Consider the following 16,312-nt stretch of genomic DNA (forward strand, 5'->3'; position numbering starts at 1 on the left):
TTAATTAATAAAAACTAAGCCGTATTTTCTTCTGCACGTATTGGAGAGCTCAGTCCAAAGGCATTAACCGCAAACGCCGCAAAGACTGTCAAACTGCTCACAGCTACGCCTATTGTGAATGTCCCTGTGGAGTCTGCTATCCAGCCGCCGGCACCCGGGCCGATTATTCCGGCAAGACCGTACCAGAGAAAGCATATTGGGTATAGGCTCGGGAAAAGCTCTGTGCCGAAATACGCAACCATTGACGATGCATAAACAACAAAGCAAGCCCCGAAGTTTATTCCTGCTATCAGCGTAGCTGCTATAAGCAGGGGCTCTGGCATTTCAAAGGCAAACAGTACCACCGACAAGCCAAGGGCAGCCAGAGAGGCCAGGATAGTGGGGCGGACTCCAAATTTGTCATGAATCTGTCCCCAGATAATTCGGCCTGATGCGTTTCCTACCGCGAAAATTGAAATGCCAAGAGTGGCCGCTTCGCTTGTAAGTCCAAGGCTCAGAAGGATCGGCTTTAAGTTTCCAATAACCAGAAGCCCTGCAAATGTGCCTGCAAACATCCCTGTACAAAGCATCACAAACGGCTTTGAAAGCAGGTAGTTTGAGGCAATTTTCTTCTCTCTGCCTTCAATTTTATCCTTAGATGCAGAAAGTTCAGGCTCTTTTAAGAAAAGGCTGGCTGCGATTGCAAGACCGCCAAAACCGTAGCCTATGAGCCTGAAAACTTCTAAAACGTTCCAGTCAAGGGAGGTGAGCAGATATTCAGACAGCGAGCTTAATGCAATTGCTCCGCCTCCGAACCCCGCAACTACCACGCCGGTTACCAGCCCCTTGTTGTTTGGAAACCATTTCATACCAACTGTAAGAGGGCAGACGTAGCCGGCTCCTATGCCTGCACCTGCCACAATACCTATGCCGCCGAGAATAACCGCAAAGTTCCCGCCGGAAAATGAAGCGGTAAGATAACCGATTGAAAAAAGCAGAGCTCCGGTGAAGGCAATTTTGCGTGGTGAAAATCTGCCCAGCAGTCTTCCGGCTGGAATCATAACGACAGTAAATACCGCTATGTTGATTCCGAAGATTAAACTGGCCTGTCCGTTGCTTTGGCCGTAATCTGAGGTTAGAGACGGGATGAAAACGCTCCACGCATATACCCCGCCTAATACCGACTGCATCAGGACGCCTGCTATTAGTACGATCAATTTTTTCATATCAACCCTTTCTATAAATCAGCTTCAGCTTTAAAAGTTGAGCCAACTTTTTTTATTCGCAATCGCTTTTAGCGATAAGACGTCAAATTTGCGTATGTTTATATTGTGCCGGGTCTGAGCCTTTGCTGAATCTCCCAGCAGTCAAGCAGTACAAGCGCAGCCATCGCTTCAACCACAGGAATAATCCGAGGCAGAATGCACGGGTCGTGCCGGCCTTCAATTTGGATTTTTTTGGAGCTGCCTTCAGTATTCACTGTATCCTGAGGCTGTGATATTGAAGGCGTTGGTTTCACTGCAAGACTGACAAGAATATCCTGCCCAGTGGAAATCCCCCCCAGCACTCCGCCTGCATGATTGCTAAGAAAATCATTATCTCTCATCTGATCATTGAATTCGCTTCCTCTGCTTTTTGCAGCTTCGAAGCCGTCTCCGAAGGAGAGCCCCTTAACCGCTCCGAGCGAGAATAACGCACCGGCCAGCCTTGCATCAAGCTTGCCGAAAACAGGATCTCCAAGCCCCGCAGGAACGCCGGAAATCCTCAGCTCCACAATACCCCCGAGTGAGTCGCCGTTTTTGCGGGCTTCCAAAATCGCCTGCTGCATTTTCTCTGCCGCTTGTTTGTCTGCGCATCGAACCGGATTCGATTCAATTTCATTTGGATTGTATTCTTCTGCTTTAACGCCGCCAATCTCAAAACTGGAGGCGGTTATTTTTACGCCGCGGTCTGCGAGTATTTTCTTGGCAGCAGCCCCCGAGGCAACCCTTCCGGCAGTTTCCCTCCCTGAAGACCTGCCTCCGCCTTTGTGATCTCGTATGCCGTATTTCTTCCAAAACGTAAAATCAGCATGCCCCGGTCGGAAGAGGTGTTTAATAATGTCGTATTTTGTGGAATCCTGGTCCTTATTTTCTATGATCATTGCTATGGGCGTTCCGGTGGTTTTGCCTTCAAACACGCCCGACAGAATTCTTACTTTATCCTTCTCGCTTCTTGGGGTTGAAACGCTGCTTTGTCCGGGGCGTCGGCGTTCAAGCTCTGCCTGAATATCCTCAGCCGAGAACTCAATCCCGGGTTTCAGTCCGTCGAGAACCACGCCTACAGCAGGGCCGTGGCTTTCTCCGAATGTTGTCGCCCGTATGATTTGTCCTGAAGTGTTTGGAGATTTCGAAAGCATTGCAAAGTAATCACTAGCAGCGCTGATAAACTTGCCCGGGTTGTCATTATCGTCCGAAACATCTATCGTTATATCTGCAAAAGGTTCGAGTGTCTCAATTTTTTTGCTCGCAGCCTCTTTGAAATAATCCTCAGGCGAGCGGCGCTTGAAATATACAGAGCTGCCTCTTTTCTTCAGCCTTTCCCATAAGATGCCCAGATCGGCTTTGAGAAGTACGATAACCGAATCATCCCTCAGAAGCCTTCTGGATTCAGAGTCCAATAAGGTGCTCCCGCCTACAGAAATGATGCACCAGTCCAGCTCGGAAGCCTCTTTTACTGCTCTTTTCTCGTATTCACGGAAGGCTGTTTCACCCAGCTTTTCGCATATCTCATAGAAGTTGAGCTTCTCATTGTGCTCGCGGCTGTAAAGCTCTTCAATTATACTGTCTGTCTCATAAAAGGGGATTTCAAGTCTTTTGGCTGCTTCTGCACCTATAGTGCTTTTGCCGCTGCATTTTGGGCCTGTAATTATTATTTTCATTTTTTCTTCTGGTGTTAAAGGGTATTTTTCATAAAGCTGCTGCTATTTTACCTAACAGCTGCATTCCAAAAATCTCTCGGCGCACAAAAAACCAGCAGAATCCCATTTGAGACTCGCCGGTATGCTTATCGTCTGTTTCTATTATCTTAAACGATTCATTTGCAGTCTGTCTGCCAAATTTTCAAAACAGCAGTTACAGGCAGGCCTTTCTGCCCGTTTTTATTGGCTTAAATTATAATGAAACTAACTTATGGTCAAGTTTTTTATCCCTGAAATTTTAAATTCCGGCCTTAAAATGCGGCGTCAAATCCGCTTTTACTTGACTTATTCCAGCCCTTTATTACACTTGGCGCTGTTTCTGCTTTTAATGTGAAAAAAGCTTAATAATAATGCATAAAACGAAAGGAAAAGTGCAATGTATGCAACTATAGTAGATGTAAGAGGGCGCGAAATCCTCGATTCTCGCGGCAACCCGACAGTAGAGGTTGATGTACTGCTTGATGACGGGTCTATGGGGCGTGCGGCAGTTCCGAGCGGCGCTTCAACTGGAGCGTTTGAGGCATGTGAGCTCCGCGACGGAGATAAAGAACGCTATCTCGGCAAAGGTACTCTCAAGGCTGTTAATAATGTAAACGAGATTATAGCTCCTGAGCTGGTTGGTATGAATGCTATGGATCAGGAAACTCTCGACAAAACTATGCTTGAGCTTGACGGCACTGAAAACAAGACCAAGCTTGGTGCTAATGCTGTCCTCGGCGTGTCTCTTGCAAACGCCAAGGCTGCAGCTGAGAGTGCTGGTCTTCCGCTTTATCGCTACATTGGCGGTTCTAATGCAAGCACATTGCCTGTTCCTATGATGAACATCCTCAACGGCGGCGAGCACGCTGACAACAACGTTGACTTCCAGGAATTTATGGCTATGCCGGTGGGAGCTGAGAGCTTCCAGCAGGCTCTCCAGATGGGTGCTGAGGTGTTCCATACGCTCAAGAAGGTTCTTTCAAGCCGCGGTTACAATACAGCTGTAGGCGATGAGGGCGGCTTCGCCCCTTCTCTCAAGAGCAATGAAGAGGCCTGCGAGGTAATCGTGGAGGCGATTGAGAAAGCCGGCTACAAGCCCGGCGAGCAGGTAGCAATAGCTCTGGACCCTGCTTCAACAGAAATGTGGAACGAGAAAGACAACACATATACATTCTTCAAGAGCAATCCAGACAAGAAGATGACCGGCGAAGAAATGGCGGCTCACTGGGCAGCTTGGATCGATAAATATCCAATAGTTTCAATCGAAGACGGGCTCGCTGAGGAAGACTGGGAAGGCTGGAAGAAATTCACCGCAGACTGCGGGGATAAATGCCAGCTTGTTGGCGATGATCTTTTCGTTACCAACACAAACAGACTCGCAAAGGGAATCGAAATGGGCGCTGCAAACTCAATCCTGATTAAGGTAAACCAGATTGGCACGCTCACCGAGACAATCAATGCTGTTAAACTCGCCCAGCTGCACGGCTACACTGCCGTAATGAGCCACCGTTCAGGCGAAACTGAAGATTCTACAATCGCCGATCTCGCTGTAGCTCTCTGCTGCGGACAGATAAAGACTGGTGCTCCCTCAAGGTCTGACCGAGTTGCCAAGTATAATCAGCTTCTCAGAATCGCTGAAGACCTCGATTCAAATGCAAAATACGGAAGAGACACAATGCTCTACCTCAAGTAGGCAAAGCTCATATAAGAAAAAATTTAAGGACGCAGGATTCTTTCCGGCGTCCTTTTTTTGTGCCCTGCGAAGGAAAATGCTTGCAGAAGTCTGGGCGATTTAATATTGTAAAACCGGAAATGAATGTATTTGAAAGGCGGTTATAATGACCAGTAAATTGTATTTCTTATTCTGCATATTGCTTGCGGCATCAGGATTATCCGCAGATAAGCAAAAAGAAGGGCTAAAGCTGGAAGATTTTCACGCTCACGATCCCTTCGTGCTTGCTGATGAGAAAACAGAAACTTATTACCTTTACAGTACAGGCGGAAAGGCCTTCTCCAGCAAGGATCTGGAAACTTGGAAAGGCCCGTTTAAGTTTATTGAGCTACCAGACGAGAGCTGGGCGAATCTAAAACATGGTGCATGGGCACCGGAAGTGCATATCTACAAAGGGAAATATTACCTCTTCGTTACACTGCATAACCAGGACAGGTCTGTGGAAGGCAAAGGGCAGCCGCTTCGGCCAAGACATATGAGAAGCACGCAGGTTTTGGTAAGCGATTCACCCAAAGGGCCCTTCAAGCCGATAACCAGAAAACCCACTCTCCCTGCAGGAATTATGAACTTAGACGGAACTTTCTTTCTCGAAGACGGGCAGCCTTGGATGGTTTACTGCCATGAATGGGTTCAGGTATTAGACGGCACAGTTGAGGCAGTAAGGCTTACAGATGATTTATCTGAAACTGCCGGCCAGCCCAAACTGCTTTTCAGAGGCTCCGATGCCCCATGGGCAGCGCCAATAAATAAGAATCGCAAGGCTTATGTTACCGACGGATGTTTTCTCTACAGGACAAAGGCCGGCAAGCTCTTAATGCTGTGGTCCAGCTGGCAGAAAAATCACAATTATACCCAGGGGCTCGCAGTAAGCACTTCTGGCAGGATAGAGGGGCCTTGGAAGCAGGAAAAACCCCTTCTTACCAACGACAGCGGGCATGGGATGATATTTGAAACTTTCGACGGCCGCCTTATGCTTGTAGTGCACAGACCTACTATGAGCCCTGATTCAAGGGCAAGACTGCATGAAATCAAAGATACCGGAGACAGCATTAAACTTATAGACTAGTTTTAAGAAAGAATCAAGCAGTTTTGAATTATTCTCAGAAATCTTGCATTTCCGATTCAGGCGAGATATAATTTTCAAAAATATTATTAGGCCGGCGGATATATGGAAAATAAGAACATACAAGAAATTCTCGAAAAGGTAAGCTCGGGAGATATGAGCCCTTCTGATGCGATGAAAAAGCTTAGGGTTCTCCCTTTCGTGCATACAGAAAATGCCTGCATAGATACTCATCGCTCAGTTCGATGCGGATTTCCGGAAGTGATTTACTGCCCGGGCAAGAGCACAGGCGAGATAGTTCAAATTTTCGGCAAGCTTTTTGAAACCGGGGTGAATATTTTAGCCACCCGCGCAGAAGAGCCGGTTTATCAAGCAGTTCGAGACAGCGGAATATGCCCGAGTGAGGAGCTAACCTACGACCCGAGAGGCAGAACAATAACTCTTATGCAGAATCATTACGATTCACTTACTGGAGATATATCCGTTGTAACAGCGGGCACCGCAGATGTTCCAGTGGGCAGAGAGGCCCTGGCAACCTGCCTTGCAATGGGGCAGAATGCCGAGCTGATTGCAGATGTAGGCGTGGCAGGGATACACAGGCTCCTCAGCAGGCTTGAACGAATCCGCAAGAGCAATGTAGTGATAGTTGCAGCGGGGATGGAAGGTGCTTTAGCGAGCGTAGTGGCAGGGCTGGTGGATGTCCCGGTGATAGCTGTGCCTACCAGCGTAGGCTACGGTTCCAGCTTCGGCGGGGTTTCGGCTCTTCTTACAATGCTCAACAGCTGCGCAAATGGGGTGAGCGTAGTGAACATAGACAACGGCTTCTCGGCAGGCTATACGGCCTCGTTAATCAACAGGAATTTTCAGCGGAGTGAGGAATGAATATTGTATCCAACATAAAATTTCTTGAGCCGAGAGTTTCAAACGGCTATAAAAATATGTACGGACGCTGCCTTATTGTGGGCGGTTCTCGGAATATGCCCGGAGCGCCTGTATTGTCCGGCAAAGCGGCCTTGCGTTCCGGAGCAGGTCTTGTGGAACTGGTTGTTCCCGAGCCTGCATATTTGCCTGCGGCTTCCAGCGAACCGTGTTATATGGTAACACCCGCAGGGGCAGACAGTACAGGAAAATTCAGCAAGGAATCTGTGGATGAAGTTCTCGCTTCTGCGGAGAAGGCAGATGTGATAGCCGTTGGGCCGGGGCTGGGAATTGGTGATAATCTTCAGCTTCTGATCTCTGAGCTGATAAAGGTGCCTGAATTTAATATTGTTATCGATGCAGACGGGATAAACAATCTCATACACATACCCCATTGGCCGAATATGGCAAGGGCAAACATAATCCTCACGCCTCATCCGGGCGAGATGAAGCGTCTTGCAGCTTCTATCTCGATGGAATATTCCCCTGATGAAAGGCTCGAAAATGCCGCCGAGCTCTCGCTGGAGTCCGGCACGATAGTTGTGCTCAAAGGAGCGGAGAGCGTTGCTGCTTTCGGCGAAGACTGCTATGTAAACAATACCGGAAATCCCGGAATGGCCACGGGCGGAAGCGGGGACGTGCTTACAGGGATGACAGCTGCTATCTGGGCGCAGATGCAGCGGAATCAGGCAGATGAAGACCAGCTCAGAAACGCATTTGATGCAGCAGTCCTTGCAGTTTATCTGCACGGGGCAGCTGGAGATATTGCTGAGGATAAGTGCGGTACAGCTGCTATGATCGCTTCTGATATTATTGAAGCTCTCCCGCAGGCCTTCCGAACCAACGGCATGTGATTCATCGCTTTACTGAATGGACGGCTCTTAAAATCTGAATATCGACAGGTAGTTATAACTGCCCGCTGCTGAGCAGGTTTCCGCTTTTATCCCAACAGCATCTTCCAGCTCTTCTGGAGTATATCGAATATTCAGAGCAGGCCCGAAACCGGTATCCTCCTTTTTGAATTCCAGAACAGCGAGCCTGCCTGAGGGCTTGAGGATTCGTGATGTTTCCTTCTTGAAGCTGCTGATTTGTCCGTCTGTAAATCCGTGAAATACGTTCGATATATACACCAGATCAACCGATGCGTCTTCAATCGGCAACTTTTCTGTAATGCTTGCAAGGTGCACTTCTGTGTTGTCTGAATCTAAATCGCTTTTGAGATTTTCGATTGAATCCTCGTGGGTATCTACTGCATAAACCTTCCCTTCGCTACCTGTTAGTTCGGAGAATAGTTTTGTCATATATCCATTCCCGCAGCCGGCATCAAGTATGCACTGGCCGGGAGTAATATCAAGAAGTTCTAAAACTGCTTCTGTATCAACTATAAGTTCGGACGATTTTCCGCCGTGCTGGTGATTGTGATTGCTGTTCATATTTAAACCTTGTTCCTTTATGTTAATTTGTTCCGATTTTATATGCAGGCTGAAACTTGTCAATTTGTCTGGCTTGACTATTACCTGCGATTTTATAGACTGTTTTGAGACGGTTAGAATTATCAGGGTTAGAAAAAAACGTATTTTCAGATTAAATGGTTATGATGCAAACTGAAAAGTGCGGCTAATATTCGTTTTCCTCTAAAAGGGAATCGATTTTCGAGGGGTTATGAAAAAATATAATTCGAATAATTTATGTTACTCAGAAATTAAGCTCTCGTTTCTGCATGTCTTGTTGTTAACTGCCTTAATCAATGTTCATTCTTACGCGCACGAGATTTGGTTTAATTCTTCAATGGAATACTCAGATTCCCGTCCGCAGCTGAGTCCGCAAAGCGAAGCTAACTTCTCCAGGGCCGATTTCGATGCGGAAAATATCGGCGGTTCAGGTAATAATTCAAGCGGAGGCAGCGATAACGGCACGGCAAACGACAGCTTTACCTATATTGCAAATAATCAGCCGATTCAAGGTCAAACTTTCACCACAGCAAATTCAGCTCACGGTTACAGACTGAATTCGATTACCGTTCAGATGGCAGGATATTCAAGCAATATCGTAGAGGGCAGTAATCAGGTTTTTTGGGACCTTAGAAAGCATAACGGCCCGATTATCCTAACAGTCGCAAGGATTGAAGGCAGCAGCAGAAAGGTTGTAACAACCCAGCTCTTTAAGGCGGGCGGACTGGATAACCCGGGCAGGGGGCAAAGCTCAAACGGCCCCGGTACTTACATCACATTCCATCTGCCATTTACAACATTTCTGCAGCCGAATACTCTGTACGGCTTTGAGATTGCAATCGGCAATGGCAGCGGCAATTTTTTTGAATGGCTTGGAACCAAAAGCGATTCCTATCCGGCAGGAAGCGCTTATCATCATTCCGGCAGTGAGGTTGCTCTGCTTGATGGAGACCATACCTTTGCTGCCGATATGACTGCCCTAAGCTCTCCTCCGAAAGGGTTTGAACATCCATCTGCACTTCACAGTCAAAAAGAGCTCAATTTAATGAAAGAGAAAGTAGAAGCTGAAGAGCAGCCATGGCTTTCAGGCTGGAATAAACTTCTCAGCAGTCCATACAATAATCTCGGCTGGCCTGCATACAACGTTGACTATATTTCCAGAGGCGGCGAATCAGATAACTATACCCGCTGCCAGCAGGATGCGCATCTGATTTACACTCAGGCCATAAGATGGCATATTACAGGATATAAAGCTTATGCAGACAGGGCAGTTGAGATAGCGAATGTGTGGTCTGATTTGGTTGGTTTGAAGGGCAATTCGAACAGGTCTTTAGCTGCTGGAATATGCGGCTTTTTATTCGCCTGCTCAGGCGATCTGCTAAGCTCATACCCGGGCTGGAAAGATGAAGATAAGAAGGCTTACAAGGATATGATGATGCGTGTGTTCTACCCTGAAAACTTAGACTTCCTCTGGCGCCATCACGATACTTTTTGGAGAGAGGGCGGCAACACGCACTACCGCCTGAACTGGGATACCGCAAATATGGCCTCTATGGCGGCTATCGGCGTTTTCTGCGATAACAGGGCTGTTTACCAGCAGGCCTTAGACTTTTTCAAATACGGCCCGGGCAGCGGAAGGGTTGAGCGGGCGGCTTGGTATATCCACCCAAACGGGCTCGGCCAAGGGGAAGAGGCCGGCAGAGACCAGGGGCACAATCTTGGCGGATGGTACTTTATGGCGATGCTCTGCAAGATTGCCTGGAATCAGGGTGATGACCTTTTCGGCTATGATAACAACCGGGTGCTTAGAGCATTTGAATACAATGCAAAATACAACCTCGGACGCGACGTACCCTACACCCGCCATCAGAACTGCGATATGGGATACACCGAGGGCTCAGTTTCAATCGCAGGAAGAGGGCTCGGCGGATACTTTCAGTATGAGCTGGTTTACAATCATTATGAAAAGCAGAAGGGCATCGCCGCACCTTGGAGCAGAAGGGCTGCAGAGCAGTTAATGCCCGAGCCTTGGCCGGATACCGGCATACATCCATCTCAGGTGGATTGGTTCGGCCTTGGAACGCTTACATTCACAAAAGAGCATCAGGCTGATGAAACGCCTCCGCAAGGGCTCAGAGCAAATTGGAGCAACAATCAGATTACCCTGTGCTGGTGGGGCTCAGCGGGTGCCGACAGTTATATTGTAAAACGCTCTGAATCGCCTGATTCAGCCTTTACTGAGCTTGGAAGGGTTTATCCCCCGGACTTGTATTTTCATGACACAAGCGTTGAAAACGGCAAAACTTATTATTATATCGTGGAGGCTGCAGGGTCATCTGAGAATCTGCAGAGTGAGCCTCTGCGAGTCTCGCAGGAGCTGGCCGCTCATTATACATTTGAAGGCAATGCCGATGATCTTGCCGGAAGCAGAGATGCCAAGCTCTGCGGAGCAGAAGACGGCCTGCCCGGTTTTGCCTCTGGATATAAAAGCGCAAAGGCCATAGATCTCAATGGAAAAAACCAGTACGTCAAACTTCCCGCAGGAGCGGGCAATTATCAGGATATTACCGTTTCAGCCTGGGTTTACTGGCGCGGCGGGGATAACTGGCAGCGGGTGTTTGATTTCGGTTCGGAGATTGAAAAGTCTATGTTCCTTACAGTTTCCGGCGATGGAGGGGTTCAGTTCGGACTGACAACCACAAAATGGGGTGATTTCGAAGGCGATGCCTGCTATTATCTCCGCGGACCGGAAATGCCCGTTAATCAGTGGACTCATCTGGCTGTTACGCTGAAAGGCGATACAGCAGCGCTTTATGTAAATGCAGAGCAAAAGGACGAAAAGACGGTGAGTCTTGTTGACCCGCTCTTTGCCCAGCCTTACTGCTATATCGGCAGGAGTATGTGGAATTCAGACCCGTATTTCAACGGCAAAATCGATGATTTCAGGATTTACAACTTCGGGCTTTCTCATGAGAAGATTCAGAGACTTGCAAATGATGATGACCCGCTGCAGGTTTTGCGTGCAATGGCAGAATGGTGGCTTTCAGTTTGCCCCTCTGAAAAGGAAAAAGAAAGCTGTCTCGCAATAGACTTTGATTCGAGCGGTATGGTTGATTTTAAAGATTTCTGCATAATCGCCTCAAACTGGATTTGATTTTTAATCATTATAATAATTTCTGCTTAATTAGAAAAATTAAAAAACGGATAAAGGTTTAAAGCCTTTTTACTTTTCCTCAAGCTTAAATTGAGATACTCAAGGAGCATTAAAATGGGAGAATCAGTTAAAACACAATTGGCATTTCTAACCTTCATTTTTGCAGGACTGCTTATTTTCAGCTCCCCACATGAAGGGAAGGCAGAAACAAAAGAGCAATTCTCCAGCTATTTATTTACATACTTCACCGGCAACGGCCCTGGACAGGAGCAGATACACTTTGCTCTCAGTCTCGACGGCTTCAATTACAAGGCTCTAAATAAAAACGAGCCTGTTATTTCTTCTGAAAAAATCAGCTCTACAGGCGGCGTGCGTGATCCGCATATCCTGCGTGGAGAAGACGGGGAAACTTTTTACATGGTGGCTACTGACCTGTATGTCCCTGAGATGGGGTGGAATAATTATGCTATGATTATGCTTAAATCTAAGGATATGATCCACTGGCAATCTTCCGTGGTTAATATTCCAGAAACTTACCCTGAAAAATTCGGCGATGTGAACCGCGTATGGGCGCCGCAGACCATCTATGACCAGAAGGCAGGGAAGTATATGGTTTATTTTTCTATGAAACACAGCGATGAGCCTGATGTGATATATTACGCCTATGCAAACGATAATTTTACCGGACTCGAATCTGCTCCAAAACAGCTTTATTTCCCGCCCGAAAACAGCAATACCAAAGCATGCATTGACGGAGACATAATTAAAAAAGACGGCAGATTCTACTTGTTCTATAAAGCAGAAGACGGAAACCCGGGTATCAAGCTTGCTGTTTCAAACAAGCTTACAGAGGGCTACAGGCTATACAGCAGCAGGCGGATGGACAGTTCGCGTCATAGAGTGGAGGGTTCGGGCATTTTCAAGCTCAACAGCAGCAGCGACTGGATCCTGATGTACGATGTTTACACCCGCGGCAGATACCAGTTCACACGTTCTTCTGATCTTCTCAATTTCGAAGTAATTGATGATGAGATCTCGATGGATTTCCACCCAAGACACGGAACTGTAATGCCGATTACAAGCAGCGAATACCTCAGGCTGGTTGAAAAATGGGGCTTACTGAAGCATCTGTCATTCAAAGCGGGTTCAGAATACGTAAAAACTAATAATGTTTCAGTTGATACAAAAAATAACATAATCCATCTTCCGGTGAAAAGAGGTGCTGATCTCAAAAGCTTCGACCCTGAATTGAGCGTGTGCTCTTTTGCATCAATAATGCCTGAGGGCAAGCAGGATTTCTCCCAAGGACCAGTCGAATATACCGTAAATATTGCTGAAAAAAAAGAGGTTTACAATATTACCGCTTCTCAATGGAATAATCCGGTGCTTGAAGGATTTTATGCCGACCCTGATGCGATTTATTCTGAAAAAACAGGCAAATTCTATATCTACCCAACAAGCGACGGATATACCGGCTGGTCTGGAACGTATTTCAAGGCCTTCTCTTCAGAAAATCTGGTTGATTGGGAGGATGAAGGTGTAATCCTCGACCTGAAAAAAGATGTAAGCTGGACGAACCGAAATGCATGGGCACCCTGCATAATAGAAAAGAAAATCGACGGGGATTATCAATACTTCTACTACTTTACCGCTGCCCAGAAAATTGGAGTTGCGGTTTGTGATGAGCCCGCTGGAACTTTCACTGACACGGGCAAGCCCTTAATCAGCTCTGCTCCGAAGGGGGTAAACCGCGGGCAGGAGATAGACCCCGACGTATTCTGCGACCCGAAGACAAACAAGAACTATCTGTATTGGGGCAATGGGTATTTGGCAGCTGCCGAGCTTAATGAGGATATGGTTTCCATCAAGAAGGATACGCTGAAGATTATGACTCCGGACAGTACATTCCGTGAAGGCGTGCACGTTTTCTCCCGCAAAGGCAAATACTACTTCCTCTGGTCTGAAAATGACACAAGAAGCCCCGATTACCGCGTGCGATACGCCTTGGCAGATTCGCCGACGGGAGATTTGATGATACCTGAAGATAATCTGGTTATTGCCAAATCGCCGGAAAAGGGGATTTACGCAGCCGGCCACAATTCTACAGTCAGCATACCCGGCAAGGACGAACGCTATATTGTGTACCATCGATTTACATACCCCAAAGGCATCGATATGGGGCGTTCGGCCGGTTATCACAGAGAAGTGTGTATAGACAGGCTCAAGTTCGATCAGTCCGGAAAAATTATCAGAACCGAGCCAACTCATAAGGGAATTTCACCTGTATCGGTTGAACAATAATTTTGGTTAGTTTTAAAGGGTTAGAATTATGAGAATCAGGAAGTTTTTTTTATGTTCAGTTTTAGCTGTTTTCTGTATTCTGCTGATGCGCAGCGATTTGTTTTCAGCGGAGAAAAACAGCCGCAAAGTGCAGGATTATCTCGAGCCTGTGCCTTTTACAGAGGTGAGCTTTAACGATGAATTCTGGCTTCCCCGCTTGCAGACAAACCGCAAGGTTACCGTTCCGCATATATTCAATAAGCTTGAAGAAACCGGCCGGATAGACAACTTTGCAATAGCAGGCGGCCTTAAAAACGGCAAGCCCCGCTATCATTTTCCGTTTGATGATACCGATATATACAAAACGCTTGAGGGAGCGAGCTATTCTCTGATGGTTTCGCCCGACCAGGAGCTTGAGAATTATCTTGATGAGCTTATAGAGCTTATCGCAGCGGCCCAGGAAGAAGACGGGTATCTTTATACCGTCCGCACCAATAGCGGTGATATATGGAGCGGAAAAGAGAGGTGGTCTTATCTCTCTATGAGCCACGAGCTTTACAACGCGGGACATCTGTTTGAAGCCGCGATTGCTCATTATCAGGCTACAGGCAAGAAATCGCTTCTGAATGTAGCAGTGAAATTTGCCGATCTTCTGGTGGAAACCTTTCATGAGAGCGGCGTTGAAATCCCGCCCGGTCATGAGATTGTTGAATCAGGCCTCGCAAGGCTTTCTGATGTTACCGGCAATAGAGACTACTTGGAACTTGCCAGATATTTCGTTGATATTCGGGGCAGGGTTACAGAAGACTACGAGCCTTGGGGCGAATACCATCAGGACCACAAACCCGTACTCCAGCAGGAAGAGGCCAAAGGCCACGTTGTAAGGGCGCTTTATCTGTACATAGGTATGGCAGATATAGCTTCTCGGATTCCGGATTCTGGCTACAGCGAAGAGCTTATGGATACGCTGGTAAAGATATGGCACAGCATCAATGATACAAAGATGTATATTACCGGCGGGCTAGGAGCAAAGCATGGCGGAGAGTCTTTCGGCAGGCCTTACGAGCTACCGAACGACGGATACTGCGAAACCTGCGCTCAGATTGCAAATGTTATGTGGAATCAGCGTATGTTCCTTCGCTTCAAGGAAGGCAGGTATATAGATTCCCTCGAACGCAGCCTCTACAACTCGCTAATCAGCGGAGTATCGCTGCAAGGTGATACCTTCTTCTACCCCAATCCGCTCGTCTCAAGCGGCGGCTATTCACGGAGCTCGTGGTTTGAATGCAACTGCTGCATAGGGAATATTGCACGTACAATCCCTTCTATCCCCGGCTATGTTTATGCCCGCAGCGAGGACGGGGTATGGGTTAATCTTTTTATTCCGGGCAAGGCTGGGTTTGAGCTGTCGAACACTCAGGTTGAATTTGTTCAGAAGGGCGGTTATCCTTGGAAGGGCAATATCTCAATAGAAGTTTCACCAAAAGATGAGGCTCGGTTTACAGTGTATCTCCGCATTCCCGGCTGGGCACGGAATAAACCTGTCCCAAGCAGCCTCTACCGCTATAAAGAAATGTTTGATAAACAGCCCGAGCTTTCTGTAAACGGAAAATCAGTCCCGCTGAAAACACAAAAAGGCTACGCTGCTATCAGCCGCAAATGGAAGTCAGGGGATAAAATTGAGCTGAACCTGCCGATGAAGGTTAGGAAGGTTTTGCCGCATCCGAATATCAAAGCGGACAGGGGCAGAATTGCCATGGAAAGAGGGCCGATTGTTTACTGCGCTGAATGGCCTGATTTTAACAGCAAACGTGTAACGCATTTGTATATCCCCGAAAATGCAGAGTTCAAGGCTGAATACCGCAAGGATATGCTTGGCCTTAATGGCGTTGCTGATAAAGGCTGCGTTCTTACAGGCACTGTAAAGGGTCTTTTCGAAAACGAAAAATCCTTGGCAGTATCTAAAAAAGTTGATTTTACTGCAATCCCGTATTACGCATGGGCTCACAGAGGCGAAGGTCAAATGGCGGTATGGCTGCCTGAAGAGAAAGATTTGGCAAATCCAATTCCTAAGCCTACCGTTAAAAAGATGCTTGGCCATTGGAAGCTTGAAGAGGAATCAGGAACTGCTGCAAAAGATTCAAGCGGACAAGGCGGCACCGGCAAACTCGCTGACGGGCTTTCTTTTGATGAAGATTCAAAAGAAACTGCTGCAGGAAGCTGTCTCCATTTCGATGGTACCGGCGACTATATCAAACTGCCCGAAGGTTTTGATGATTTTGTAAAGGGATGCACAATCTCTGTATGGGCATATCCAACAGCAGTTAATAGATGGGCGAGGTTTGTGGATTTAGGCAGCGGCGCGGCTTCAGACAATATCTTTCTAACGCGTGAGGCGGATTCGAATAATCTGATATTCGATTCCTTTACAGGAGCAAGCTCATCAGGCCTTGTTCGGGCGGAAGATGCTGTAGAGCTCAATGAATGGCAGATGTTTACCGCTGCTGCAGGCCCTTCAGGCAATGCTAAGCTTTTCAAGAACGGCAAACTTATAGCCGATGGAAAAATAGAGGTCTCAAATATAAAGCGAACCCGCAATTTCATCGGCAAAAGCAACTGGTCTGCCGATGAAAACTTTCAGGGGCTTATGGATGATGTGCGAATTTACAATTACGGCTTGAGCGATTCGCAGGTCAAGCAGCTCTATAAAAACACAAAACCAAGCCATTGATTCATTAGATTGCCGACTGCAGACAAATGTTGAAAAAAGGGTGCTTTCAGACGGGAAGCACCCTTA

The 16,312-nt window shown here is 47.2% G+C and carries 10 protein-coding genes; 7 read left to right on the top strand and 3 right to left on the bottom strand.

The genetic code is table 11. The annotated features are described in order from the left end of the window. Positions 1-14 precede the first annotated feature (14 nt). Both L21SP3_RS02775 and aroC read right to left on the bottom strand, forming a co-directional pair. Positions 15-1,205 carry an MFS transporter gene (locus tag L21SP3_RS02775; protein WP_077539235.1) on the bottom strand — a complete coding sequence of 397 codons (1,191 nt, stop codon included), beginning with the start codon at positions 1,203-1,205 and terminating at the stop codon, positions 15-17. 98 nt (positions 1,206-1,303) lie between these two features. Continuing rightward, a complete protein-coding gene (gene aroC, locus L21SP3_RS02780) occupies positions 1,304-2,899 on the bottom strand; it encodes a chorismate synthase (RefSeq protein WP_077539236.1) in 1,596 nt (531 codons plus the stop codon). Between the two features lie 415 nt (positions 2,900-3,314). Here aroC and eno point away from each other — a divergent pair, with 415 nt between their 5' ends. The 4 genes from eno (at position 3,315) to L21SP3_RS02800 (ending at position 7,484) form a co-directional block, all read left to right on the top strand. Next, entirely contained in the window at positions 3,315-4,610 is a 1,296-nt protein-coding gene (gene eno, locus L21SP3_RS02785) for a phosphopyruvate hydratase (RefSeq protein ID WP_077539237.1), read from the top strand. 145 nt (positions 4,611-4,755) lie between these two features. After that, the gene (locus L21SP3_RS02790; RefSeq protein ID WP_077539238.1) at positions 4,756-5,715 is read left to right on the top strand and encodes a glycoside hydrolase family 43 protein; all 960 of its coding nucleotides are present in this window, start codon (positions 4,756-4,758) and stop codon (positions 5,713-5,715) included. Positions 5,716-5,817: 102 nt separating this feature from the next. After that, positions 5,818-6,594 carry a nickel pincer cofactor biosynthesis protein LarB gene (larB, locus tag L21SP3_RS02795; RefSeq protein WP_077539239.1) on the top strand — a complete coding sequence of 259 codons (777 nt, stop codon included), beginning with the start codon at positions 5,818-5,820 and terminating at the stop codon, positions 6,592-6,594. Further along, positions 6,591-7,484 carry an NAD(P)H-hydrate dehydratase gene (locus tag L21SP3_RS02800; RefSeq protein ID WP_077539240.1) on the top strand — a complete coding sequence of 298 codons (894 nt, stop codon included), beginning with the start codon at positions 6,591-6,593 and terminating at the stop codon, positions 7,482-7,484. Before larB ends, L21SP3_RS02800 begins: the two co-directional genes overlap by 4 nt. Positions 7,485-7,511: 27 nt before the next feature. On the opposite strand, the gene L21SP3_RS02805 is transcribed toward L21SP3_RS02800, so the two are convergent. Further along, entirely contained in the window at positions 7,512-8,063 is a 552-nt protein-coding gene (locus tag L21SP3_RS02805) for a class I SAM-dependent methyltransferase (RefSeq protein ID WP_123785117.1), read from the bottom strand. Positions 8,064-8,418: 355 nt separating this feature from the next. On the opposite strand from L21SP3_RS02805, the gene L21SP3_RS02810 reads away from it, so the two are divergent. The 3 genes from L21SP3_RS02810 to L21SP3_RS02820 all read left to right on the top strand — a co-directional run bounded on the left by L21SP3_RS02810 (position 8,419) and on the right by L21SP3_RS02820 (position 16,246). Next, on the top strand, positions 8,419-11,235 hold the full coding sequence (locus L21SP3_RS02810; RefSeq protein WP_161488070.1) for a LamG-like jellyroll fold domain-containing protein: 2,817 nt from the start codon (positions 8,419-8,421) through the stop codon (positions 11,233-11,235). A 114-nt stretch (positions 11,236-11,349) separates the two neighbouring features. Then, positions 11,350-13,536 (top strand): family 43 glycosylhydrolase, encoded by a 2,187-nt coding sequence (locus L21SP3_RS02815; RefSeq protein WP_077539243.1) that lies wholly within the window; start codon positions 11,350-11,352, stop codon positions 13,534-13,536. Positions 13,537-13,564: 28 nt separating this feature from the next. Beyond that, positions 13,565-16,246: a beta-L-arabinofuranosidase domain-containing protein gene (locus L21SP3_RS02820; protein WP_077539244.1), complete on the top strand. Its 2,682-nt coding sequence runs from the start codon at positions 13,565-13,567 to the stop codon at positions 16,244-16,246. The last annotated feature ends 66 nt before the right edge of the window (positions 16,247-16,312 follow it).

The organism is Sedimentisphaera cyanobacteriorum, from assembly GCF_001997385.1.
Classification (GTDB): Bacteria; Planctomycetota; Phycisphaerae; order Sedimentisphaerales; family Sedimentisphaeraceae; genus Sedimentisphaera; species Sedimentisphaera cyanobacteriorum.